At 50.6% G+C, this 24,262-nt stretch carries 23 protein-coding genes; 20 read left to right on the top strand and 3 right to left on the bottom strand.

Features of this window, described 5'->3' with window-relative positions:
- Positions 1-87: 87 nt before the first annotated feature.
- Positions 88-1,641 (bottom strand): malate dehydrogenase (quinone), encoded by a 1,554-nt coding sequence (mqo, locus tag E6Q52_RS01940; RefSeq protein WP_292817824.1) that lies wholly within the window; start codon positions 1,639-1,641, stop codon positions 88-90.
- 389 nt (positions 1,642-2,030) lie between these two features.
- Between mqo and E6Q52_RS01935 the strand changes: the two genes are divergently transcribed.
- The 5 genes from E6Q52_RS01935 to cimA all read left to right on the top strand — a co-directional run bounded on the left by E6Q52_RS01935 (position 2,031) and on the right by cimA (position 7,551).
- Positions 2,031-2,522, top strand: a complete 492-nt coding sequence (locus E6Q52_RS01935; RefSeq protein ID WP_292817822.1) for a urate hydroxylase PuuD — start codon at positions 2,031-2,033, stop codon at positions 2,520-2,522.
- A gap of 62 nt (positions 2,523-2,584) precedes the next feature.
- Positions 2,585-3,775 carry an aspartate aminotransferase family protein gene (locus tag E6Q52_RS01930; RefSeq protein WP_292817820.1) on the top strand — a complete coding sequence of 397 codons (1,191 nt, stop codon included), beginning with the start codon at positions 2,585-2,587 and terminating at the stop codon, positions 3,773-3,775.
- A gap of 22 nt (positions 3,776-3,797) precedes the next feature.
- On the top strand, positions 3,798-4,715 hold the full coding sequence (gene argF / locus E6Q52_RS01925) for an ornithine carbamoyltransferase (protein WP_292817818.1): 918 nt from the start codon (positions 3,798-3,800) through the stop codon (positions 4,713-4,715).
- A gap of 38 nt (positions 4,716-4,753) precedes the next feature.
- Positions 4,754-5,977 (top strand): argininosuccinate synthase, encoded by a 1,224-nt coding sequence (locus tag E6Q52_RS01920; protein WP_292817816.1) that lies wholly within the window; start codon positions 4,754-4,756, stop codon positions 5,975-5,977.
- A gap of 5 nt (positions 5,978-5,982) precedes the next feature.
- Positions 5,983-7,551 (top strand): citramalate synthase, encoded by a 1,569-nt coding sequence (gene cimA / locus E6Q52_RS01915; protein WP_292817814.1) that lies wholly within the window; start codon positions 5,983-5,985, stop codon positions 7,549-7,551.
- 18 nt (positions 7,552-7,569) lie between these two features.
- Here the strand turns inward: cimA and pagP are convergent, their stop codons facing one another.
- Both pagP and E6Q52_RS01905 read right to left on the bottom strand, forming a co-directional pair.
- Entirely contained in the window at positions 7,570-8,169 is a 600-nt protein-coding gene (gene pagP, locus E6Q52_RS01910) for a lipid IV(A) palmitoyltransferase PagP (RefSeq protein ID WP_292817812.1), read from the bottom strand.
- A 37-nt stretch (positions 8,170-8,206) separates the two neighbouring features.
- Positions 8,207-9,007: a helix-turn-helix transcriptional regulator gene (locus E6Q52_RS01905; protein ID WP_292817810.1), complete on the bottom strand. Its 801-nt coding sequence runs from the start codon at positions 9,005-9,007 to the stop codon at positions 8,207-8,209.
- A 119-nt stretch (positions 9,008-9,126) separates the two neighbouring features.
- Between E6Q52_RS01905 and leuC the strand changes: the two genes are divergently transcribed.
- The 15 genes from leuC to E6Q52_RS01830 form a co-directional block, all read left to right on the top strand.
- Positions 9,127-10,533 (top strand): 3-isopropylmalate dehydratase large subunit, encoded by a 1,407-nt coding sequence (leuC, locus tag E6Q52_RS01900; protein WP_292817808.1) that lies wholly within the window; start codon positions 9,127-9,129, stop codon positions 10,531-10,533.
- Between the two features lie 12 nt (positions 10,534-10,545).
- Positions 10,546-11,184 carry a 3-isopropylmalate dehydratase small subunit gene (gene leuD, locus E6Q52_RS01895; RefSeq protein WP_292817806.1) on the top strand — a complete coding sequence of 213 codons (639 nt, stop codon included), beginning with the start codon at positions 10,546-10,548 and terminating at the stop codon, positions 11,182-11,184.
- Positions 11,185-11,237: 53 nt separating this feature from the next.
- Entirely contained in the window at positions 11,238-12,308 is a 1,071-nt protein-coding gene (gene leuB / locus E6Q52_RS01890) for a 3-isopropylmalate dehydrogenase (protein ID WP_194742059.1), read from the top strand.
- A 100-nt stretch (positions 12,309-12,408) separates the two neighbouring features.
- Positions 12,409-12,720, top strand: coding sequence for a pyrimidine/purine nucleoside phosphorylase (locus tag E6Q52_RS01885; RefSeq protein ID WP_292817804.1), 312 nt, complete (start codon positions 12,409-12,411; stop codon positions 12,718-12,720).
- Between the two features lie 121 nt (positions 12,721-12,841).
- Positions 12,842-13,336 (top strand): YajQ family cyclic di-GMP-binding protein, encoded by a 495-nt coding sequence (locus tag E6Q52_RS01880; protein ID WP_292817802.1) that lies wholly within the window; start codon positions 12,842-12,844, stop codon positions 13,334-13,336.
- A 16-nt stretch (positions 13,337-13,352) separates the two neighbouring features.
- Positions 13,353-13,472, top strand: coding sequence for an entericidin A/B family lipoprotein (locus E6Q52_RS01875; protein ID WP_194742056.1), 120 nt, complete (start codon positions 13,353-13,355; stop codon positions 13,470-13,472).
- A 42-nt stretch (positions 13,473-13,514) separates the two neighbouring features.
- Complete coding sequence (asd, locus tag E6Q52_RS01870) at positions 13,515-14,627, top strand: aspartate-semialdehyde dehydrogenase (protein ID WP_292817799.1); 1,113 nt, start codon at positions 13,515-13,517, stop codon at positions 14,625-14,627.
- Positions 14,628-14,835: 208 nt separating this feature from the next.
- Positions 14,836-17,760, top strand: a complete 2,925-nt coding sequence (locus E6Q52_RS01865; protein ID WP_292817797.1) for a FimV/HubP family polar landmark protein — start codon at positions 14,836-14,838, stop codon at positions 17,758-17,760.
- A gap of 98 nt (positions 17,761-17,858) precedes the next feature.
- Positions 17,859-18,632, top strand: coding sequence for a tRNA pseudouridine(38-40) synthase TruA (gene truA / locus E6Q52_RS01860; RefSeq protein WP_292817795.1), 774 nt, complete (start codon positions 17,859-17,861; stop codon positions 18,630-18,632).
- 5 nt (positions 18,633-18,637) lie between these two features.
- Entirely contained in the window at positions 18,638-19,282 is a 645-nt protein-coding gene (locus tag E6Q52_RS01855) for a phosphoribosylanthranilate isomerase (RefSeq protein ID WP_292817793.1), read from the top strand.
- A gap of 50 nt (positions 19,283-19,332) precedes the next feature.
- A complete protein-coding gene (trpB, locus tag E6Q52_RS01850) occupies positions 19,333-20,535 on the top strand; it encodes a tryptophan synthase subunit beta (RefSeq protein WP_292817791.1) in 1,203 nt (400 codons plus the stop codon).
- A gap of 94 nt (positions 20,536-20,629) precedes the next feature.
- Positions 20,630-21,430: a tryptophan synthase subunit alpha gene (gene trpA / locus E6Q52_RS01845; RefSeq protein WP_292817789.1), complete on the top strand. Its 801-nt coding sequence runs from the start codon at positions 20,630-20,632 to the stop codon at positions 21,428-21,430.
- Positions 21,431-21,481: 51 nt separating this feature from the next.
- Complete coding sequence (gene accD, locus E6Q52_RS01840; protein ID WP_292817787.1) at positions 21,482-22,348, top strand: acetyl-CoA carboxylase, carboxyltransferase subunit beta; 867 nt, start codon at positions 21,482-21,484, stop codon at positions 22,346-22,348.
- A complete protein-coding gene (gene folC, locus E6Q52_RS01835) occupies positions 22,348-23,643 on the top strand; it encodes a bifunctional tetrahydrofolate synthase/dihydrofolate synthase (RefSeq protein WP_292817785.1) in 1,296 nt (431 codons plus the stop codon). The genes accD and folC overlap by 1 nt, the downstream gene beginning before the upstream one ends.
- A gap of 50 nt (positions 23,644-23,693) precedes the next feature.
- Positions 23,694-24,262: SPOR domain-containing protein (locus E6Q52_RS01830; RefSeq protein ID WP_292817783.1), on the top strand; the 569-nt coding region annotated here is incomplete at its 3' end.

Genomic DNA, 24,262 nt, shown 5'->3' with positions numbered 1-24,262 from the left:
ATGACCGTCATACGGCGCACGAAATTCCATTTTTTTTATTTTCTAACCATTGCCAAGCGCTTTTGACAACACGATGACACGAGATATTTAGCCGAGATTTAGCGTGCTCAGCGTGTCACTGCGCACGCGAGAAAGTAATGGAGCGTCGTCAATCAGCGACTCCCCAAACGAGGGAATCAGGGCTTTGAGTGTGTCTTGCCATTGTTGGCTTTGCATGCGGTTGGCAAAGCAACGTTGCAGAACATCCAGCATGGCTTTTACGCTCACCGACGCCCCTGGTGAGGCCCCCAGCAGGGCGGCTAAACTGCCATCGCTGCTGGCCACAATCTCTGTGCCAAACTCCAGCTTGCCCCAGTGCTGGTGGCAGCGTTTGATAATCTGTACACGTTGCCCGGCATGCGCTAACTGCCAGTCTTCACTGCGGGCATCTGGCAAAAAGACGCGCAAAGAGGCCATGCGTTGCTCATGGTTTTGAAAGACTTCTTTAATCAGGTATTTGGTCAAGTCCATATTGTGGCGCCCAGCGCCTAATAAGCTCTTCAGGTTTTTTAATTTGACCGACTTTGCCAGGTCAAAACGCGAACCTTGTTTGAGAAAACGGGTAGTAAACCCAGCATAGGGGCCAAACAGCAGAGCAGGCTGGCCTTGTATCATGCGTGTGTCTAAATGTGGCACAGACATCGGCGGCGCGCCGACAGCCGCCTGGCTGTAGACTTTGGCATGATGCGTGTTAATCAGTTTAGCGTTGTTGCAAATCAGCCATTGGCCGCTGACTGGGAAACCACCATAACCATGCGCCTCTGGGATGCCTGACTGTTGCAGCAAAGGCAATGCGCCGCCGCCAGCGCCCAAAAAGACAAATTTGGATTGATAGCTTTGTGACTGGGCCGTAGGTTGATGCTGGATATGCACTTGCCAGCTAGTTTGCTCACGGTGCTGTTGCTGTTTGAGTTTGCTCACGCGTGACTGCGTGAGCAAGGTGAAGTTAGGGCGTGTTTTGAGGTAAGCGACCAGTTGGCGCGTCAGCGCGCCAAAATTCACATCCGAGCCATGGGCAACGCGGGTGGCAGTCATGTTGTCGGTGCTTTGGCGGCCAGCCATCATCAGCGGCATCCAGTCATTCAATGTGCTGGCCTGGTCGCTCCATTGCATGTCGGCAAACAGGGGGTGTGCTTGCAAGGCGTCAAAACGCTTGCGCAAAAATGCCGCATCTTTCTCACCCCACACGGCGCTCAGGTGCGGTACGCGCTGAATAAAGTCGGCGGCATTTAATACGCCTTCTTTCACCAGGCTAGACCAGCATTGCAGCGAGACCTCAAAGGCGGCATTGATTTCAAGCGCGCGGCGAATATGAATCTCGCCATGTTTATCTTTAGGGGTGTAGTTGAGCTCACAATAACCGGCATGACCGGTGCCGGCATTGTTCAGTGCATCCGAACTTTCGAGGGCAACATCATCAAGTTGCTCTACCATGCAAATATGCAGGCTTGGGTCGAGTCGATGTAGCAGAACTGCCAGCGTAGCGCTCATAATGCCGCCACCAACCAACAATACATCGAGATCAGTTGTTGCCATGGTTTTTGATTCCCCTGTGTTGAGGCGCCTGGATGTCAAACGCACAATCATAATGCCGCCGCGCATTATAATATAAATCGAAAAACACGCTGCATGGGCGACATTCAATTGCTTGTAAAGCAACTGCAATCGCGATGACGCCAACTTGTCAAGAAAAGGCTTTTGCGGTAATCTCTAGCATTCGTCAGAAATGCTATAAAACTAGAAAAAAACGAATCCTGACTTGAGGTTAGGGTGAACAGTTCGCAAGCATCATCGGGTTGTAAATCAGGTGTCCTGTGCGGTCGGTGTTCCCCGAGACGCTATCAATAGTCGGGCTCATTGTGGAACACATGATTGGGGTGCGTATGAAAAATCCGCTGGAATCTGTAACGGGGTCCATCATTTCAGGGTTGATATTAACCCTGGCTCTGGTTTTTTTTCTTAAGAATTTTATTGTGGCTGGGGGCTAATCCATGGAACTGCTTCCTGCACTGGCAAGATGGATCCACTTTCTGGCTGGCATTACCTGGGTCGGATTGCTGTATTACTTTAATCTGGTACAGATGGCCGGATTGAAAGCGGCTGCAGCTGATGGCACGGCAGCAGGCATTAACAAGCATATCGCGCCGCGTGCACTGCTCTGGTTCCGCTGGTCTGCAGTGGTCACCTGGTTAGCAGGTGCGGCCTTATTAGGCCCGCATTTTAGTGATGCTTTTGCGTTGCGCAACGGCTTTGAACTGATTGGTGTGGGGGCCTGGTTGGGCACCATGATGCTGTTTAATGTGTGGGTGCTGATTTGGCCTAACCAGAAAAAAATTCTTGGTTTTGTGCCTGCGGATGATGCGGCCAAAAACAAAGCGCGACGCGTCGCCATGCTGGCATCGCGAACCAATCTGGTACTGTCATTGCCCATGCTGTTTTTTATGGCTAATGGCTTGAGTCATCGCGCAGTATTAGGATTTTAACGGTTTTAAGACGTTTACGGCGGCTTAAGCCGCCGTTTTTGTTTTTTGAAAAAGGGTTTGAAATGCATTCGGAACACTTAATGAACACCTATGGCAGGCAGCCTGTGACTTTTGTCAAAGGCGAGGGCGTATGGCTAACAGATACTGCCGGTGATCGCTATCTGGATGCACTGTCAGGTGTCGCAGTGAATGGATTGGGTCATGCCCATCCAAAGTTTGTAGCAGCGCTCAATGCGCAAATCGCCAAGCTGATCCATGTGTCTAATATCTATCAGATTGCCGAGCAATCTGCGTTGGCCGATAAATTGGCTGAGTTGTCGGGCATGGACCGCGTGTTCTTCTGTAACTCAGGCTGTGAAGCCAACGAGGCCGCCATCAAGCTGGCAAGGTTGTATGGCCACAACAAGGGCATAGACCATCCTGAAATCATTGTGATGGATCAAAGCTTCCACGGCAGAACCATGGCAACCTTGTCTGCCACTGGTAACCGCAAAGTACAAGCTGGCTTTGAGCCACTGGTGAGTGGTTTCTTGCGTGTGGCATTCGATGATATTGATGCGGTGAAAACCATTGCCTCACACAAAAACAATGTGGTGGCTATTTTGGTCGAGCCGGTGCAAGGTGAAGGCGGCATACATATTCCGGCCAGTCTCAAGGCTTATTTGCAAGGCCTGCGTGAAATTTGTGATGCCAATGGCTGGTTGCTGATGCTGGACGAAGTGCAATCTGGTATCGCCAGAACCGGTACTTGGTTTGCTTTTCAGCATACCGGCATCGTGCCGGATGTGATGACTTTGGCCAAGGGTCTCGGCTCAGGCGTGCCGATTGGTGCATGTGTGGCGCGTGGCGTCGCTGCAGAGACATTTACCCCAGGTAAACACGGCTCTACTTTCGGCGGTAACCCGTTAGCGACCGCAGCCGGTTTGGCGACGCTGGAGATCATTACAGAAGAGAAACTTCGCGAAAATGCTCAGATGGTCGGCGACTATATCCGCGAACAATTTACTGCAGCGCTCAAAGGTGAACCGGGCGTGATCAACATCCGCAACGCGGGCATGATGATAGGTATTGAGCTGGATAGACCTTGTGCAGACCTGGTCAAGCAGGCGCTGGCGGCCAAGTTGCTGATCAACGTCACGTCTGAAAAAGTGATTCGTTTGTTGCCATCTCTGGTGATGAGCAAACAAGAGGCCGATGAACTGGTGAGCAGATTGACGCCGCTGATATTGAATTTTTTAAAGGCAAGTGCTTGATTTAACAAGCGCCCAACACATTATGAGTATTAAACATTTTCTGCAATTTAATGATCTGACCCGTGATGAGATCGAACACATCTTTGAGCGTGCTAAGTGGATCAAATCGCAGTTTAAAGACTACAAACAATACTGGCCACTGGTGGATCGCACGCTGGTCATGATTTTTGAAAAAGCCAGTACGCGCACTCGTTTGTCGTTTGAGGCGGGTATGCAGCAACTAGGCGGTTCAGCTATTTATCTTAATACGCGTGACTCACAATTGGGACGCGGTGAGCCGGTTGAAGATGCCGCGCAAGTGATTTCACGCATGAGCGACATTGTCATGATCCGTACTTTTGAGCAAAGCATTATCGAGCGTTTTGCGCAAAACTCGCGTGTGCCGGTGATTAATGGTCTGACCAATGAATATCACCCGTGCCAGATTCTGGCTGATATTTTTACTTTTATCGAGCACCGTGGTTCGATTCAAGGCAAAACCGTGGCCTGGATTGGCGATAGTAATAATGTCTGCAATACCTGGCTGCAAGCCGCTGAGGTGCTGGACTTTAATGTACATGTGTCGACGCCTCCTGGCTATGAAGTTGAGCCTGAACGTGCCAACTTGTATGGTACTTCTCACTTCGAGTCGTTTGCTGACCCGATGGAAGCCGCTCGTGGCGCAGACCTGGTGACTACAGATGTGTGGACCTCGATGGGCTTTGAAGCCGAAAACGAAGAGCGTCGCAAAGATTTTGCCGACTGGCAAGTTGATGCTGACATGATGAAAGTGGCGAAAGCCGATGCGGTATTTATGCATTGCCTGCCAGCGCACCGCGGCGAAGAAGTGTCTGCCGAGGTGATTGACGGCGCGCAAAGCGTAGTCTGGGATGAAGCAGAAAACAGATTGCACACGCAAAAAGCATTGATGGAATATTTGTTGTTAGGAAAAGTGGCTTGATTTCACAGGCCTGATGAATTCAGTTTGGGATAATTTAGATGAGCGATATTAAAAAAGCGGTATTGGCCTATTCCGGCGGCCTGGATACCTCGGTAATTTTGAAGTGGTTGCAAGATACCTATCAATGTGAAGTGGTGACATTTACCGCTGACTTGGGTCAAGGTGAAGAGTTGGAGCCAGCACGTGAAAAAGCCAAAAAATTTGGCGTCAGCGAGATTTACATTGATGACCTGCGTGAAGAGTTTGTGCGTGACTTTGTGTTCCCAATGTTCCGCGCCAACACGGTTTATGAAGGTGAATACCTGTTGGGTACCTCGATTGCACGTCCATTGATTGCCAAGCGGCTGATTGAAATTGCCAACGAGACCAAGGCCGATGCGATTTCTCACGGCGCCACCGGTAAAGGCAACGACCAGGTACGTTTTGAGCTGGGTGCTTATGCGCTGAACCCAAATATCCAAATCATTGCTCCATGGCGCGAGTGGGATTTGCTGTCGCGTGAAAAGCTGCTGGCTTATGCCGAAAAACATGGTATTCCAGTTGAGATGAAACATAAGCAAGGCGGTAGCCCATATTCTATGGATGCTAACCTGTTGCATATCTCTTACGAAGGCCGACATTTGGAAGACCCGTCTGCCGAAGCGGAAGAAGATATGTGGCGCTGGACTGTGTCACCGGAAAAAGCACCCGATGCGCCTGAGTACCTGGATATCGAGTTCAAGAATGGTGACATTGTGGCTTTGAATGGCAAATCCATGAAAGCGCACGAGATTTTGGCTGAATTGAACCGCATCGGTGGTAAACACGGTGTCGGTCGCCTGGACCTGGTTGAAAACCGTTATGTGGGCATGAAGTCACGCGGCTGCTACGAAACGCCAGGCGGCACCATTATCCTCAAAGCACACCGTGCGATTGAAAGTATTACATTAGACCGTGAAGTGGCGCATCTGAAAGATGACTTGATGCCACGTTACGCCAGCCTGATCTACAACGGTTACTGGTGGAGTCCGGAGCGCGTAGCATTGCAAACGCTGATCGATCATACACAAGCCACCGTGAATGGCTGGGTGCGCGTCAAGCTGTATAAGGGCAATGTGATAGTGGTTGGCCGTGACAGCAAGACAGATTCATTGTTTGACTCGACCATTGCGACGTTTGAAGACGATAAAGGCGCTTACGATCAAAAAGACGCTGGCGGCTTTATCAAACTCAATGCCTTACGTATGCGCATCGCAGCAAACCTGCATAACCGTAAAAAATAATTTTTATGGCCAGTCGACGCGTGATTGCCTATGACTCCACCCTGCGTGATGGCGCGCAGGCGCAAGGGGTTTCTTTTTCGGTAGAAGACAAACTAAAGGTGGTCCAGCGTCTGGACCAGTTGGGCATCGGCTATATCGAAGCAGGTAATCCAGGCTCTAATCCTAAAGACCTAGAGTTCTTTGCCCGCGTCGGCGAATTGCAGTTGCAACATGCCAAAATCATTGCTTTTGGCAGCACGCGTCGTATCGGTATTTCTGCGGCTGAAGATAAAAACTTGCAGTCATTACTGTCTGCCAACACGCAAGCCGTGGCGATTTTTGGCAAAAGCTGGGATTATCAGGTCACGGATATTCTGCGCACGACCTTGCCAGAAAACCTGGCCATGATAGGTGACACCATTTCCTATTTAAAAGCGCAGGGCAAAGAAGTGGTGTTTGACGCAGAGCATTTTTACGATGGCTACAAAGACAACGCTGATTATGCGTTGCAAACCTTGCAAGCGGCGGTGGATGCTGGCGCGGATGTGCTAGCCTTGTGTGATACCAACGGCGGCACGTTCCCGAACGAAGTATTGGCCATCACCGAGACAGTGGTTAAACGGTTCCCATCCGTGCAAATCGGCATACATTGCCACAATGATTGTGAAATGGCGGTGGCAAACTCGGTCGCTGCAGTGCAGGCAGGCGCAACGCAGGTGCAGGGTACAATCAATGGCATTGGTGAGCGCTGCGGCAATGCAAACCTGGTGTCTATCATCCCCAATGTGCAGTTAAAGCTGGGCTTTGATTGCATTTCATCGGCGCAGTTGTCTGAGTTAACCGCTGCCGCAAGGTATGTCAGTGAAGTCGCCAACGTTGCCTTTAATGACAAGGCGCCGTATGTAGGGCAGGATGCATTTGCCCACAAAGGCGGTATGCATATTGACGCCGTGAATAAAAACCCCAAATCCTACGAGCATATCAATCCTGGTACGGTAGGCAACGAGCGGCAGATTCTGGTGTCCGAAGTCGCCGGTCGTGGTGCCATTTTGCGCAAGTTGCAGCAGATTGACCCTAGCCTGACCAAAGAATCTGCGGCCGCAGTGCATATATTGGAACAGTTGAAAGCGCTGGAGCATGAAGGTTACCAGTTTGAAAATGCTGAAGGCTCATTTGACCTGCTGATGCAAAAACTATTAGGCAAGTTTGAGCCGTTTTTCAGCCTCAAGCACTACAACGTCAATATTGATGAACCCTCAGTCGATGGCCAGAACTCAACAGCGACGATTCAGATTTGCGTCAATGATCAGGCATCGAGTGCGACGGCGCAAGGCGATGGCCCGGTGAATGCACTCGATAAAGCCATGCGTCTGGCACTAGAGCAGTTTTTCCCAGTGATTAAAGACATTAAACTGGTCGATTACAAAGTGCGGGTACTGGACTCCAATCAGGCCACAGCGGCAAAAGTGCGCGTGCTGATTGAGTCTACAGACCAGCAAAGCAATTGGACCACCATAGGCGTGTCCTCAGACATTATTGAGGCGTCCTGGCTGGCGTTAAAGGATGCGTTGGAGTATAAGCTGATTCGTGTTTAACTCATTAGAAAGCACACGTTAAAACGCCACGGTTGACCACATAAACAGTACATTGCCATTGCCCTTGGTGCCAGGTACATAGGTGGCGTTAAGGATTACTTTATCGTAGCCGACAGCTGCAATTGGCAGTAGTACTGGCAGTGGCTTGTAGTTGTAGTCACTTCTTGCTGTAAAACCTGCAGTCAATCCAAGCCCTGCGTTTAAACCACTTGCCTGCCCGAGCAGGTTCTTAACGTGTCCGTAACCGATAATAGGCTCCCAGTCATCATGCGAGTCTTTAAATGCCATCACATAATAGCCATCCCAATTGCTGTTGGCATCTCGATATGATTTGCCGATACCCAAGCCCCATGGCCGCTCATTAAAAGAGTCGATTTTCTCTTTTGAATACATGCTTCTGTTGTGATAAGTAACGAGCGGCACATATAAATCAGTTTGATCTGATTTTTGCCATACATCCTTCAGGTGGTTTTTAAGCATGCCGTACCAGGAGTCATGCGTTTCCGGGCGAGGAGTTTGATCAGTCAGTCTGTCTGGAGCAGAGGTTTCTACACCAGCTGGCTCTGCGATTGCATGCAGGCTGAAGGTGGTGATGAATATGAGCGCATAAATTTTCATAACATGGTTAACAGTCTAATTTTTAGTTAACATTTTCTCACAGAATTGCTGTAGTTGTTGGTTGCAAAAGTACCATTTTCAGTTGCTCTTGCTCTACTGGCTTCAGGGTAACTTGCTGAAAGTGAATCAATCCATCCACTGGATGTTGGAATTCACGTTGTCCGCCCTGTCTTTCCAGTACATCGTGCTGTTTCCAAAATTGGGTAAATTCCACGCTGGCGGTACTTAATTCACTGACCAGTTGCTTGACCTCAGGTTCCTCTAACCTTGAGCGGCAGTCGGCACGGAATTCTGCGACCAGTCGACGTGCACGCATCTCCCAATTAACCACAAACTGACGGGCTTGCGGATTGGTAAATACAAATCGCAGTAGGTTAGGGCGCTGAGGCGTCGGCCACGGCACATCCAGCAGGCCGGTGAACAATCTGCCTGCTGGCTGGTTCCAGGCCAGAATGTCCCAGGTACGCCCCATGACATAGGCGGGTATCAGCATCTGGTCGAGCATGGCAACGAGTGTTTCCGGCGCTGTGTCGACTTCACTTTGATGTGCTTGTGGATCACGTCTGTCTGCCATGTCAAATAAATAGCTGCGCTCAGACTTGCTCAACTTCAAGGCGGTTGCCAGCCTGTCCAGCGCTTCAGCTGAGACATTAACTTCACGAGCCTGTTCAATCCAGGTGTACCAGGTGGCACTGATGCTTGCCAGTTGTGCGACTTCTTCACGCCGTAATCCTTGTGTGCGGCGGCGCGAACCGGACGGGAATCCGAATTCTTCCGGGGAGCCGCGCTGGCGCATGGCTTGTAGAAATTCTGCGAGTTCCTGTCGTCTCGTATCCATTTGATTTGTTTATCCTGTTAGTGTTAATACTAGTATAAACTATCTTCTTGTAAGGGTATTAAAACTTAGGTATTCTGCGCAAGATTTATCAATATTTGTGTGGTAAGAAAGGAACTGTCATGGCTGGTAAAACGCTGTACGACAAATTGTGGGAATCGCACGTGGTGCATGAAGAAGCAGATGGCACCTGCTTGATTTACATTGACCGCCACCTGGTTCACGAAGTCACCAGCCCACAGGCTTTTGAAGGGCTGCGACTGGCTGGCCGGAAGCCTTGGCGTAATTCTAGTATTGTGGCTAACCCAGACCATAATACACCGACCAAAGATTGGGATAAAGGCATTGAAGATCCGATCTCTCGCCTGCAAGTGGAAACACTTGATAACAACATTAAAGAGTTTGGTGCGTTGGTGTATTTCCCGTTTAAAAACAAAGACCAGGGCATTATTCATGTCATCGGGCCTGAAAATGGCACCACACTGCCAGGCATGACTGTGGTCTGCGGCGATAGCCACACCTCTACCCATGGTGCATTTGGTGCCTTGGCGCACGGTATTGGCACCTCAGAAGTCGAACATGTTTTAGCAACACAAACGCTGGTGGCTAAAAAGTCTAAAAGCATGCTGGTAAGCGTAGATGGCCAACTAGGGAAAGGCGTGACAGCGAAAGACGTCGCGCTGGCGATTATCGGCAAGATTGGTACCGCTGGCGGTACTGGTTATGCCATTGAGTTTGGTGGTGAAGTGATTCGTGGTTTGTCCATGGAAGGTCGTATGACGCTGTGTAACATGGCGATTGAAGCCGGTGCACGCGCAGGTCTGGTGGCGCCGGACGAGAAAACAGCGGCTTACCTTGAGGGCCGCCTGCATGCGCCTAAAGGCGACAACTGGACCAAGGCCGTGACTTACTGGAGCACACTGAAGTCAGAAGCGGACGCTACATTTGACACGGTAGTGGTATTGAATGGTGCAGAGATCGCCCCGCAAGTGACTTGGGGCACGTCGCCTGAGCAAGTGCTGCCGATTGGTTCTACTGTGCCTGATCCGGCACAAGAAGCCGATGCGACCAAGCGTACCAGTATCGAAAATGCCTTGAAATATATGGGCCTGACTGCAAATACGCCGCTAGATCAAATTCAGCTGGATAAGATTTTTATTGGCTCATGCACGAACTCACGTATTGAAGACTTGCGCGCTGCGGCTGGTGTCGCCAAAGGCAAAAAAGTCGCTAGCAATATCAAGCTGGCAATGGTGGTGCCAGGCTCTGGCCAGGTCAAGCGCCAGGCTGAGGCTGAAGGCTTGGACAAGATTTTTATTGAAGCCGGTTTTGAATGGCGTGAACCAGGCTGTTCCATGTGCCTGGCCATGAATTCAGATCGCCTGAGTCCAGGTGAGCGTTGTGCTTCCACCTCCAACCGTAACTTTGAAGGCCGCCAGGGCCCGGGTGGTCGTACCCACCTGGTCAGCCCGGAAATGGCTGCTGCTGCTGCGATTGCCGGTCACTTTGTGGACGTGCGTAGCGCGTAAGAGGAGAACACTATGAAAGCATTTACTACTTTAAATGGCCTGGTTTGTCCGCTTGACCGCGCTAACGTCGATACCGACGCCATTATTCCCAAGCAGTTTTTAAAGTCCATCAAGCGCTCCGGTTTTGGTCCTTATCTGTTTGATGAGTGGCGTTACACCAACTATGGTGAGCCAGGCATGGATTGCAGCACACGCCCATTGAATAAGGACTTTGTTCTCAACCAGCCGCGTTACCAAGGCGCGCAAGTATTGCTGGCACGTGACAATTTCGGCTGTGGCTCTTCCCGTGAGCACGCGCCATGGGCGATTGAGGACCAAGGCTTCCGCGTGATCATTGCGCCTAGCTTTGCCGATATTTTCTTTAATAACTGCTACAAAAATGGCATTTTGCCGATTGTGGCCTCTTCCGAACAAGTGGATAGCCTGTTTAAAGAGTGCTTGGCGAATGAAGGCTACACACTGAACGTTGATTTGGAAGCGCAAGTCGTGACCACGCCGTCTGGCCAGTCATTCAGCTTTGATATTACGCCCACCCGTAAGCACAACCTGCTCAACGGCCTGGACGAAATCGGCCTGACCTTGCAGCATGCCGACGCGATCAAAGCCTTTGAGCAAAAACATCAAGCGGCACAACCTTGGTTGTTTGCTTAATTGAATTAATCTCCCATGCATAGGCGTGGGTTTTAAAATAAAGGAACTCTACAATGGCGTTAAATATCGCTGTGTTGCCTGGTGATGGCATCGGCCCGGAAATTATTGCGCAAGCGTTGCGCGTGCTCGAAGTATTGAAAAAAGAAGGTCTGGACATGACCTTTACGGAAGCGCCACTGGGCGGCCAGGCGTATGATCAATACGGTCATCCATATCCTGAGTTCACGCAGGACATCTGTCGCAAAGCGGACGCCGTATTATTAGGTGCCGTTGGCGGCCCGCAGTACGACACCCTGGATCGCCCTTTGCGTCCTGAGCGTGGCTTGCTGGCGATTCGTAAGGATTTGGGTTTGTTCGCTAACCTGCGTCCGGCTGTACTGTTCCCCGAGCTGGCAAATGCCTCAACGTTGAAACCAGAAGTAGTTGCCGGTCTAGACATCATGATTGTGCGTGAATTGACTGGTGACGTGTATTTTGGCCAGCCACGTGGTATGCGTACCAACGAGCAGGGCGTACGCGAAGGCTTTAACACTATGATTTACAGCGAGCCTGAAGTGCGTCGTATTGCGCATGTGGCATTTGAAATTGCCATGAAACGCGGCAAGAAGCTGTGTTCTGTCGACAAAGCCAACGTGCTGGAAACGACCGAGTTCTGGAAAGAAATCGTCATTGACGTGGCGAAAGAGTACCCGGAAGTGGAGCTGAGCCATATGTATGTCGACAATGCTGCCATGCAGCTGATCCGCAACCCAAAACAATTTGACGTGATGGTGACCGGTAACATCTTCGGTGACATCTTGTCTGACGAAGCTTCCATGTTGACTGGCTCTATCGGCATGCTGGCATCTGCCTCATTGAATGAAAGCAAAAAAGGCCTGTACGAGCCATCACACGGCTCAGCACCAGATATCGCAGGTAAAAACCTGGCGAACCCGATTGCGACCATCTTGTCGGCGGCTATGATGTTGCGTTACAGCTTTGACAACGAAGCAGCCGCAACCCGCATTGAAAACGCAGTGAAAAAAGTATTGGCTGCAGGCTACCGCACGGGTGACATCTATGAAGAGGGCACGAAGAAAGTTTCTTGCTCTGAAATGGGTGACCAGATCGTCGCTGCTATGTAACACTGGCTGCGCGGGCGAATGACTGTGCATGCCGTCCGCCTGGTTTTAAGATATAGTCGTCACTATGATTGTAGTAACTGGAATTAATTAGGAATTTAAAATGGCGCAATTTGATAATGTCAGCGTAAAAAAGAAAGCCAACGTTTATTTCGATGGCAAATGTGTTAGCCACACCGTATTGTTCCCTAATGGTACGCGCTGTACCGTGGGCGTAATTTTCCCTAGCACACTGACATTTAACACCGGCTCACCTGAGCTGATGGAAATTAATGACGGTGTCTGCAAGGTACGTCAAAAAGACGAAGAAAACTGGACCACTTATAAAGGCGGCGAGAAGTTTACGGTGCCTGGTAACTCCAGTTTTGATATTGAGGTTTTAGAAACTGTAGACTACGTCTGCCACTTCGAATAAGTCCAACCAAACTTGCTTGCTTGAGCGGTGTTATACGCTCTTGTCGTACTTAATGTACTGCCTGTGGGCGTATGCCTTGCTCAAGCTGCGCAATTTCTAGTTGGTGTAGGAGAGAGTATATATGCCAAGCTTTGATATTACGTCTGAAGTCGATATGGTGAACTTGAAGAACTCGATTGATGCTGCCAGCAAGCAGATCACCAATCGGTATGACTTCAAGGGCACGTCGGCCAAAATTGATTTCAACGAAAAAGACAAAGTCATCACCCTGTTTGGTGATAATGATTTCCAATTGGATCAGGTGAAAGATATTCTGTTGCCATCCATGGAAAAGAAAGAGCCCGAGTCTTCCAAACGTCTGGAACACAAGGATGTGCAGAAGGTCTCTGGTAATAAGGTGAAACAGGATCTGCGCGTGCAGGATGGCATTGATAGCGATCTGGCCAAAAAAATCACCAAGCTGATTAAAGATAGCGGCATGAAGGTGCAGGCGACGATTCAGGGTGACACGGTGCGTGTGAATGGCGCCAAACGCGATGTGCTGCAAGAGGCGATTGCTTTTGTGAAAAAAAACATTACCGATTTCCCTTTAAAATACGGTAATTTCAGAGATTAGTCATTGGGAGAGAAGCATGGCGAAATGGGTGACATTAGTATTGACGGTGTTGGTATTGGCAGGTTGCAACACCATTAATGGTATGGGTAAAGATATTGAACAAGCGGGCGAAGCGGTTCAGAAATCTTCCAAATAATCAATTTAATGCCGGGAGTACCGGCTGAAATATCGAGTCACTATGTTAAAAGTAGGGTTTGTAGGCTGGCGTGGCATGGTTGGATCCGTGCTGATGCAGCGCATGATGCAGGAAAATGATTTTGCGGATATTGAGCCGCAGTTTTTTACCACCTCGCAAACAGGTGGCGCTGCGCCTCAGGTAGGCAAGGATTCTCCTGCGCTGAAAGATGCTAAAAATATTGATGCATTGCGTCAGATGGATGTCATTGTCACCTGTCAGGGTGGTGACTACACCAGCGAAGTGTTTTTGCAATTGCGCGCCACGGGCTGGCAAGGGCACTGGATTGATGCGGCCTCTACCTTGCGCATGGAGCAAGACTCGGTAATTGTCTTGGATCCGGTCAACATGCATGTGATTAAGGATGCCTTGGCCAAAGGCGGCAAAAACTGGATCGGCGGCAACTGTACTGTGTCATTGATGTTGATGGCGCTGAATGGCCTGTTTAAGGCTGATCTGGTGGAGTGGGCAACGTCTATGACTTACCAGGCCGCTTCAGGCGCGGGTGCGCAGAATATGCGTGAACTGATTAGCCAGATGGGTGTGATCAATGCTTCTGTTGCTGGTTTGCTCGCAGATCCAGCTTCAGCGATTCTGCAGATTGATCAAACCGTTGCAGATACCATCCGCAGTGATGATTTGCCACATGCCAATTTTGGTGTGCCACTGGCTGGAAGCCTGATCCCATGGATTGATAAAGACCTGGGCAATGGCCAGAGCAAAGAGGAGTGGAAGGGCGGCGTCGAGACTAACAAGATTTTAGGGCGTGAAGCTAATCCGATTGTAATTGACGGTTTGTGTGTGCGCATCGGCGCCATGCGCTGTCACTCACAGGCCTTGACCATCAAGTTGCGTCAGGATGTGCCTATGGATGAAATCCATCAGATGCTCTCTGAGGCCAACGACTGGGCTAAAGTGGTGACAAATCAGCGTATGGACAGCATGACTCAACTGACCCCTGCGGCCATTACCGGCACATTGACCACGCCAGTTGGCCGTTTGCGCAAGCTGGCGATGGGCGGTGAATATCTGTCGGCGTTCACTGTGGGTGACCAATTGTTGTGGGGTGCGGCAGAGCCTTTGCGCCGGATGTTGAGAATTCTGGTCGAAGCTTAAGTAATTGCTTAAGTAGCAGCCCGTAAAGCCATGATTTATTAATGAAATCATGGTCTTTTCGGGCTTTTACTTTTTATATAATCCTGTTTAATGGGGACTATAGCTTCAAATCGGTGTATTTATTGCTCCAAAGCCGCCTGGGCGCGCTTGCGTGGCTGTCTGAATGATGCTATTTTGACAAACGCCATGAATGAATAAGGGTTAATCGGTGAGTAAATTTCAATTAAAAAAAATAGCCTTTGCCTTGAGTTTGAGTACGGCCCTCTCGGCGCATGCCGCCGGTTTGGGGGGCATGATTTCCAGCTCAAAACTCGGGGAGCCGCTTAATGCGGAAATTGAGCTGTTGGCAGTCACGCCCAGCGAACTCAACAGCATTCAAGCTGCGCTGGCGAGCGAACAGGTCTATCAGGACCAGATGCTGGAAAAACCGGCTTCTTACCCTTTTATTAAAATTGAAGTTGGCAACAATACCAAAGGTCAGCCCATCCTTAAGCTGACCAGCTCGCAACCGATTACCGAAGCCTTTTTGGATATGTTAATTCAGGTAGATTGGCCGACCGGCCGCCTGGTCAAGGAATACACCTTGTTGCTGGATCCCCCTGGCTTTAACTCTAACTATGTGTCTGAATCTGGCGGGCTGCCGCAAAGTGCTCGGACAGTGACACCTGCGCCCACGAGTAGCGCTCCGGCCGCCATCCCTCGCGAGGTAACGCAGAACACTGCGCCAGAAGCCAGAAAGCCACTACCATCCAAGTCAGCAATCACCAAGTCAGTGCCTAAAGCTGTCGCTGACGAGACGCTAGCGGACACAAAAGATGCCTTGACGACAGAGCGTGGCGATACTTTGTATGCGATTGCCAGGCAAATGAAGCCGGACAACGTCAGCGTTGAGCAAATGCTGGTGGCACTTTACCAGTCTAACCAGCAGGCGTTTGATGGTAAAAACATGAACCGCTTAAAGGTGGGCAAAATTATTCGCCTGCCAGACCAGGCAACCTTAGATAGCATTAGCCGTCCACAAGCAAAAACCTTGATTGCTGAACATGCGACAAATTGGCAAGCCTACAAAAATTCACTGGCGAAAGTGGTTAAGGAGAGCGCAGCTAGTCAAACAGGTGGCAATACACAGCAATCCGCAGGCAAAATTGGCGCGGCAGGTGAGAAGCCAGCGCCTCAGGCCAAGCCAGGTAAAGATGTCTTGAAACTGTCTGCTGGTGATGAAAAGTCGACCACTCAAGCGGATAAAACGGCGTCTAAGGCCTCAGCGACTGCGGCACAAGAAGATGCCACTGCCAAGGCAAATGCCATTAAAGAAGAACAGTCTCGTGCTGCTGCGCTTGAGAAACAAGTCGCAGACATGAAGAAGTTGATGGACATGAAGAATAGTGCCATGGCGCAAGCAGAAGAAAATGCAGCTGCCCAGGCAAAAAACGAACCTAAAGTAGAGGCAAAACCAGAAGCGCAGGCTACGCCTAAAGCCGCTACTGAGGATAAAGCCACAGCGCAGCCCGCATCCCCAGTGCCTGCTGTTGCAGAGAAACCTGCACCTGTCGCCGAAGCAGCGAAGCCCGAAGTCGCGGTTGACGCTTCAGCGACAGACGTTGCGGTGCCGCAGCCGTCCTTTATGCATGTGTTGTTTGAGCGGCTAAAAAATATTAGCCCAGTCTTGCCCTTGGCCTTAATTGCATTGCCTGTGTTGCTTTGTGTGTGGGCGTTGATCCGTATCCGTCGTAAAAAGCAGATTGATAATTTTGAAGACGTCATCGTGACGTCACCCGCCACCGAAATGCAGAACAATACCGTGTTCGGCGATACACAGGCAGCGGCCTCTGGCGACACCTCATTCTTAACTGACTTCTCTCAAAGCGGTGTCGGCGGCATGATAGATTCGCATGACGTAGACCCGATTGCCGAGGCAGAGGTGTATATGGCCTATGGTCGTGACGCCCAAGCCGAAGAGATCCTTAAAGATGCGATTCAAAAAGACCCTGAGCGTCAGGAACTCAAATTGAAGTTGCTGGAAATTTATCAAACAACTGGCAATAAAGCGGCATTTGAGTCTTTGGCTGGCGACGTTTATGCCAAAGCCGGGTCTGCAGATGCTACCTGGGCAAAAATCAGTGCGATGGGTCAAAAGCTGGATCCTGATAATGCGTTCTACCAAAGCGTGCCATCGGGCGCTAGCGATGCTTCTATAGTGGCTTCAACAGCCGCCTTGCCAGTGACGGAGGCGCAAAACGAAAACGAAGAGGATGCCTATCATTTTAATTTTGAGGCGCCTGCATTAGAGTTTGATGGTGCGTCAGAAGCTGTGGCGGCTAGCGAAGAATCGGCTGTACGCCCGGTCAATGTCGCCGCAGCTGCAGAGGCAGCAACAATATCATCCTTGGCCGAAACACCCGCTGTCGCGAGTGATGCAGAAACCTTTTCAGTGGACGTACCTGCTGATGTGGCAACGCCACAAGCGACTGACACAGCAATTGAATTTGCGCAAACGCAGTCAGCCGAACTGGCAGCTGCGGCCAATCCGCTGCGCTTTGAGGTTGACTCTGTTGTCGAGACACCGGTAGCTGATCGCTTGGCTGATGATGCAGGTGTAGAGACTGATTTGGCATTGAAGCCTAAGGCGCTAGACTTACCTTCTCTGAATCTGGATGACAGTGCGCAAAGTGCTGATGCTGGGATGAGTCAGTCTTTGTCTACCGCGCCAGGTGAGCCAACATTGTCCAGTGAAGATGCTGTGTTTGAATCTTTGCCTGAGTTGTCGCTGGAATTGGGCGGCCCTAATGACGCGGTTAAGGCTGGCGCCATAGATGAGGATGCGCTAGAGATTGAAGAAATCAGCCTCGGCTCTGCTGAAGCAGCATTAAATGAGGCGCCAGCCATGGAAGAGATGGCAGCAGACAGTGCTGCATTTCCTGAGATTTCGCTAGATGTGGCTGAAGCTGCGGCAAGCAACACTGACGCGATTGCCGATGAGCCAGAAGAAGTGAACACCAAGCTGGACTTGATTCAGGCTTATATCGATATGGAAGATGTGGTGGGTGCCAAGGAACTGATTGATGAAGTGCTTGCCGAAGGTGGTGAACGGCAACGGCAGCGAGCGAGTGAACTGCTTGCAAAAATCGTGTAAATCAAGGCCGGGTTTCCGGCCTTGTTCATTTATGGGCTAGCACAAAGCAGGGGTGGCCTGATTTGGCGTAATCGCAGGCAGCCCTTATACTAGGCGCCATGAAAATTGCGATTGGCATTGAATATCACGGCGCCTATTTTCAGGGGTGGCAAAGTCAGCCGAATGCATTGGGCGTACAGGATGCGATTGAGTCTGCGATTGCCGCGGTCGGTGGCGAAAAAGTACGTTTGCATGCGGCCGGGCGTACCGACTCTGGCGTGCATGCCTTGATGCAGGTGGCGCATTTTGAAACCTCTGTGGTCAGGCCATTGAGCGCTTGGGTACGAGGGGCCAATGCCCATTTGCCTGCCTGGGTAAGGGTGTTGTGGGCGGCTGAGGTTGCGGATGATTTTCACGCCAGGTTTAGTGCCCGTGCCCGTAGTTACCAGTACGTGCTCTACAATCATGCCGTGGCACCCGCAAGCCAGCATGGACGTGTGGGTTGGTACCACCGGCCGCTCAAGCTTGAAGCGATGCAGCAGGCCGTCCCAGTGCTGCTAGGCGAGCATGATTTCAGTGCATTTCGCGCCAGTGAATGTCAGGCCAGCACGCCTGTGCGTACCATGCATCGCGCAGAGGTGAGGCAACACGGTCGTTACATTATTTTTAGCTTTCAGGCGAATGCCTTTTTGCAACATCAGATTCGCAATATGGTTGGTGCCCTGGTCTATGTTGGCCAAGGCAAATTAAGCGTCGCCGAATTTGCTGACTTGTTGCAGCACCAGGATAGACGTCTTTCACCGCCCACATTTATGCCGGATGGCCTGTATTTTACCGGTGTCGATTATGACCCCAGCTGGGAATTGCCGTCTTCTGAGGCTTGCTGGGATTAAAGAGAGTGACTCAAAAAAACATGACAAGAACTAGGGTTAAAATTTGCGGAATCACCCGTTTGGACGATGCGCTGACGGCCATTGCAGCAGGGGCAGATGCTTTGGGCTTTGTATTTTATGCCCCTAGTCCGCGAGCGGTGACTGCAGCGCAAGTGTCAAACATCACCGCCAGCTTGCCGCCGTTTGTGAGTAAGGTCGGCTTGTTTGTGAATGCGGAGGTCGAAGAGGTGCAACAGGTGATTGCCGTTGCAGGTCTGGATTGTTTGCAGTTTCACGGCGATGAATCTGCAGACTATTGCGCGCAATTTAATCTGCCATATTACAAAGCAATCCGCGTCAAACCAGGGCTAAATTTGGTACAATGCGAGCTTGATTTTGCGTCAGCGACTGCTTTGTTGTTGGATACTTACTCCGAAAAAGCGGTAGGCGGCACTGGTGAAGCATTTGACTGGTCTTTGATTCCTGCCGGTTTGCAAAAGCCAATCATATTGGCGGGTGGTTTGAATCCTGACAATGTCATGCAAGCCGCACGTCAGGTGCAGCCTTATGCGCTGGACGTGAGTGGCGGGGTGGAAGCGCAAAAGGGGATTAAGTCCCCGCAAAAGATAGCTGCATTCATGCAGCAGGTGATGCAGTGTGATGCAGTGTGATGCAGAACGTAATGGGCGGTTTGAGTAAAAAACGAGAGACGGAGTAATGCATGCAAGTCTATGACATGCCAGATGAGCACGGTCATTTTGGCCCTTTTGGTGGCGTTTTTGTTTCAGAAACGTTGGTTGAAGCTCTGGATGAGTTGCGGGTGATGTATGAGAAGTATCGTCACGACCCTGAGTTTTTGGCTGAGTATGCTTATGACCTTAAGCATTTTGTCGGTCGTCCTAGCCCGATTTACCACGCGAAGCGCCTCTCCGACAAAGTCGGTGGCGCGCAAATCTATCTCAAGCGTGAAGATTTAAACCACACCGGTGCGCATAAAATCAACAACACCATTGGTCAGGCATTGTTGGCCAAACGCATGGGTAAGCCACGCGTGATTGCAGAAACTGGCGCAGGCCAGCATGGTGTGGCGACAGCAACCATTGCTGCACGTTTGGGCCTGGAATGTGTGGTGTACATGGGCGCGGAAGACGTGAAGCGTCAAGCGCCTAATGTATTCCGTATGAAGCTGCTCGGTGCTACGGTTGTACCCGTCGAGAGTGGCTCCAAAACCCTCAAAGACGCATTGAATGAAGCCATGCGTGACTGGGTGACCAATATTTCCAATACTTTTTACATTATCGGCACCGTGGCTGGCCCACATCCTTACCCGATGATGGTACGTGATTTTCAAGCGATCATTGGCATTGAAGCCAAAGAGCAAATGCAGGAAATGATAGGCCGCCAGCCAGATGCGGTTGTCGCCTGTGTTGGTGGTGGCTCTAACGCTATGGGGATTTTTTATCCATACATTGATGTAGAAGGTGTGCGCTTAATAGGTGTTGAAGCCGGTGGTCATGGATTGAGTACTGGTCAGCACGCCGCACCATTAACCGCCAATAGTCCGATCGGCGTGTTGCACGGCAACCGTACTTACCTGATGCAAGATGAGGACGGCAATATCATCGAAACACATTCTATTTCTGCAGGCTTGGACTATCCAGGCGTCGGCCCAGAGCATGCCTGGTTAAAAGACATCAATCGTGCTGAATATGTGGCGATTACTGACGAAGAAGCTATGGCTGCATTTCATAATCTGTGCCGCACTGAAGGCATTATTCCTGCCTTGGAATCCAGTCATGCACTGGCCTATGCAGAAAAGCTTGCCAAAACCATGTCTCCGGACCAAGTCGTACTGGTAAACCTTTCCGGTCGCGGTGACAAAGACATCAACACCGTAGCGCGTTTAGCTAATATTAGCTTGTAACCTCTGCTGCTGTTTGCGCTGGAAAAAGATTATCCAGCGCAAACAGCACGACAATTCTTCGGTCTTTATTTGAATTAATTTAAAAAGCACTCTTATGTCTCGCATTCAATCTGTATTCGCCACGCTTAAGGCGCAAGGTAAAAAGGCACTGATTCCCTACATTACGGCCGGTGACCCACATCCAGATCATACCGTGCCTTTGTTGCATGCCTTGGTAGAGGCGGGCGCCGACATGATCGAGCTAGGCGTGCCTTTTTCTGATCCTATGGCAGATGGTCCGGTGATCCAGCGCGCCAGTGAGCGTGCATTGGTACACAAAATGGGCCTGCGTAAAGTGCTGGCGATGGTCAAAGCGTTTCGCGAAACCAATCAAACAACCCCTATCGTATTGATGGGTTATGCCAACCCAATCGAAGCCATGGGCAGCGCGCAGTTCGTAGCGTTGGCCAAAGATTCGGGCGTGGATGGTGTACTGACGGTGGATTATCCACCTGAGGAGTGCGAGGTATTTAATCAGCAACTGGCTGCCGCCGATATTGACAGCATTTTTCTGCTATCGCCGACCACCGAACCATCCCGGACTGAATTGATTGTGAAGCAGGCCACGGGCTTCCTATATTACGTCTCGCTTAAAGGCGTGACCGGGGCAGCTAACCTGGATATTGTAGAAGTGAAAAAACGCGTGGCAGACATCCGTAAACAAACCAGCATGCCGATAGGTGTTGGATTCGGCGTGAAAGATGCTGCCACAGCACGTGAAGTAGCTGCGATTGCGGATGCCGTCGTGGTCGGTAGTCGCATGGTGCTGGCGATTGAAAGTTCTGACGCCGGCAATCTGGTTGCGAATGTGCAGGCATTAATGCATGAGTTGCGTGCTGCGATTGACTCTGTATAGGGCGTTAAATCTATGTCCTCAGAATATCGCAATATCAAAGCAGGAGAAGCTATGAGTTGGTTAGACAAGATTCCACAAAAAATTAAACGTGCTGTTGGTTCTGTACAAAAGCGTAATGTGCCTGAAGGCTTATGGCATAAATGTGATGCCTGCCAAACGGTGCTTTATCGTACTGACCTGGATGCCAATCTGGAAGTATGCCCGCAGTGTGGCCATCATCACCGTCTCGGTGCGCGTGATCGCCTGAATGTGTTGTTGGATGCTGAGGGCCGGGTTGAAATCGGTGCTGATGTGAGCCCGGTTGATGCGCTCAAGTTTAAAGACAGTAAAACATACGCCGAGCGCATGAAAGCGGCTCAGCGTGATGTGAAAGAAAAAGATGCGCTGATTGTGATGCGCGGCGCAATTGATGGTGTGCCTGTCGTCGCCGCTGTGTTTGAATTCAAGTTTATGGGCGGCTCCATGGGTTCTGTGGTCGGCGAGCGTTTTGTGCGTGGCGTACAAGATGCGATTCAGCACAAGTCTGCCTTTATCTGTATTTCTGCTAGTGGCGGCGCACGTATGCAAGAGGGCTTGCTGTCATTGATGCAAATGGCTAAAACCAGCGCTGCATTGACCAAGCTGTCTGAAGCAGGGTTGCCATATGTTTCAGTGTTGACGGACCCGACCATGGGCGGCGTATCAGCCAGCTTTGCGATGCTAGGCGATGTGATTGTGGCTGAGCCGAATGCACTGATCGGCTTTGCCGGCCCACGCGTGATTGAGCAAACCGTGCGTGAAACCTTGCCTGAAGGCTTTCAACGCGCAGAATTTCTACTGACGCATGGCGCGATTGACATGATCATTGACCGTCGTGAGATGCGTACCAAATTGAGCCAGTTGCTGGCTAATTTCTTGAATATTACCAAAGCTGCCTGATGCCACCAGTGATATCCGGGCTTCCGCAAACTGTTGATGGTTGGCTTGGCTACATTGAATCGTTACATCCCAAATCCATAGAAATGGGTTTGGGGCGGGTGCAAACGGTTGCAGCGCGTTTGCAGCTACAATTTCCGTTTACCGTGATCACCGTTGGTGGCACCAATGGCAAAGGGTCTACCTGCGCCATGCTGGAGCGCATCTACAGCACTGCCGGTCACCAGGTCGGCTGTTACACCTCCCCCCATTTAGTGCATTATCAGGAGCGCGTGCGCTTTAATGGCCATGTGATTGCCGATGCGCTGCTGTGTGACGCTTTTGCCGCCGTAGAGCAGGCGCGTGGAGATGTCACGCTGACCTATTTTGAAATGGGCACACTGGCGGCATTGTGGGCGTTTGAGCAACAACCGCTGGATGTAGTCATTCTCGAAGTCGGCCTGGGCGGTCGCCTGGATGCGGTCAATATTGTCGATGCCGATTGCGCCATTGTGACCAATGTCGACCTTGACCATATGGAATTTCTTGGCGATACCCGCGAGTTGATTGGTCACGAAAAGGCCGGTATTTATCGCCAGAAACAAGTCGCCATTTGTGGCGATGCTTTACCGCCAGACTCGTTATTGGCTTACGCCGAGGCGCTGGGCGTGAAATTAAACCGCTTTGGTCTCGATTATCAGATTGACCTTTCTGACACGCAGCGTGCGCATTATCATGACGCGCAAGGCGCGCTCGACATTGGCAACTTGCGCTTATTTGGTCACTACCAGTGGAACAATGCCGCTAATGTGATCTTTGCCGTGCGCGCCTTGCAGAACCGTTTACCCGTTGCACAAGCGCAACTACTGCATGCATTAACGGCGACTGAAGTCACTGGCCGCTTTCAATACCTACAACAGTCGCCTGACGTGATTCTGGATGTTGCGCACAACCCGCATGCCGCGCGTGCATTGCATGATAACCTGCAGCGCCTGAGTGCTGATGGCGGCCAGGTGATTGCTGTTTTCTCGATGTTGTCTGACAAGGATATTGGTAGCGTGGTGGATATTCTGCATCCGGTGATTCATGCGTGGCATATTGCCGCCATCGACCATCCTCGCGCCGCCAGCATGGATTATTTGCAATCGTGTTTAAGCCAGAGGGTCCCATTGGCACATATTTATCCGCATAGTGATTTAGCAGCTGCATTGCAGAGCGCTTATAAAAAAGCAGCAAAAAATGATAAAATTATCGTGTTCGGCTCATTCTTTACCGTGGCTGCAATACTGGAATTAACGCCTGATCAATGGCGCGCATAAATGCACATGGATCTGAGTAAGAACTTCAAAACATAATGGCGAGAGATGCTTTGACAGACAACGAATTGTTGCTCAAGAAAACGGCCCGCAGGCGGTTGGTAGGTGCAATCACTCTGGTGATTTTGATGTTGATTGTGCTGCCTTTTGTGCTCAAAGACAGAGTGATTGAATCTAGCCACGACAATGTAGAAATCACCGTTGTGAACCGCCAGGCCAACCGTGAGCCTATCCTCGAGTTGCCGGATGATGAAGTGGTGCTGGATAACGAAGTCGCGCCCGCCAATACGCCTGAAACCACGGCGGCTGCAAGCAATGCACAAGAAGTCCCTGAGGCGCAGATTGAAGAAACGCCGCCCGCTGCAAGCGTCGCTGTTGCTCCACAAAAATTGTCTAAAACCGAGCCTGCCAAGCCTCTGGTGGCACCAGAACCAGCCGCCGTGGCAGTAAAGTCTTCCCCAGTTATTCAACCCAAAATTGAACCCAAAATTGAACCCAAAATTGAACCCAAAGTTGAACCCAAAGTTGAACCCAAAGTTGAACCCAAAGTTGAACCCAAAGTTGAACCCAAAGTTGAACCCAAAGTTGAACCCAAAGTTGAACCCAAAGTTGAACCCAAAGT

The sequence above is a fragment of the Methylophilus sp. genome (assembly GCF_008015755.1).
Classification (GTDB): domain Bacteria; phylum Pseudomonadota; class Gammaproteobacteria; order Burkholderiales; family Methylophilaceae; genus Methylophilus.
This window is presented reverse-complemented; position numbering and strand designations above follow the sequence as displayed.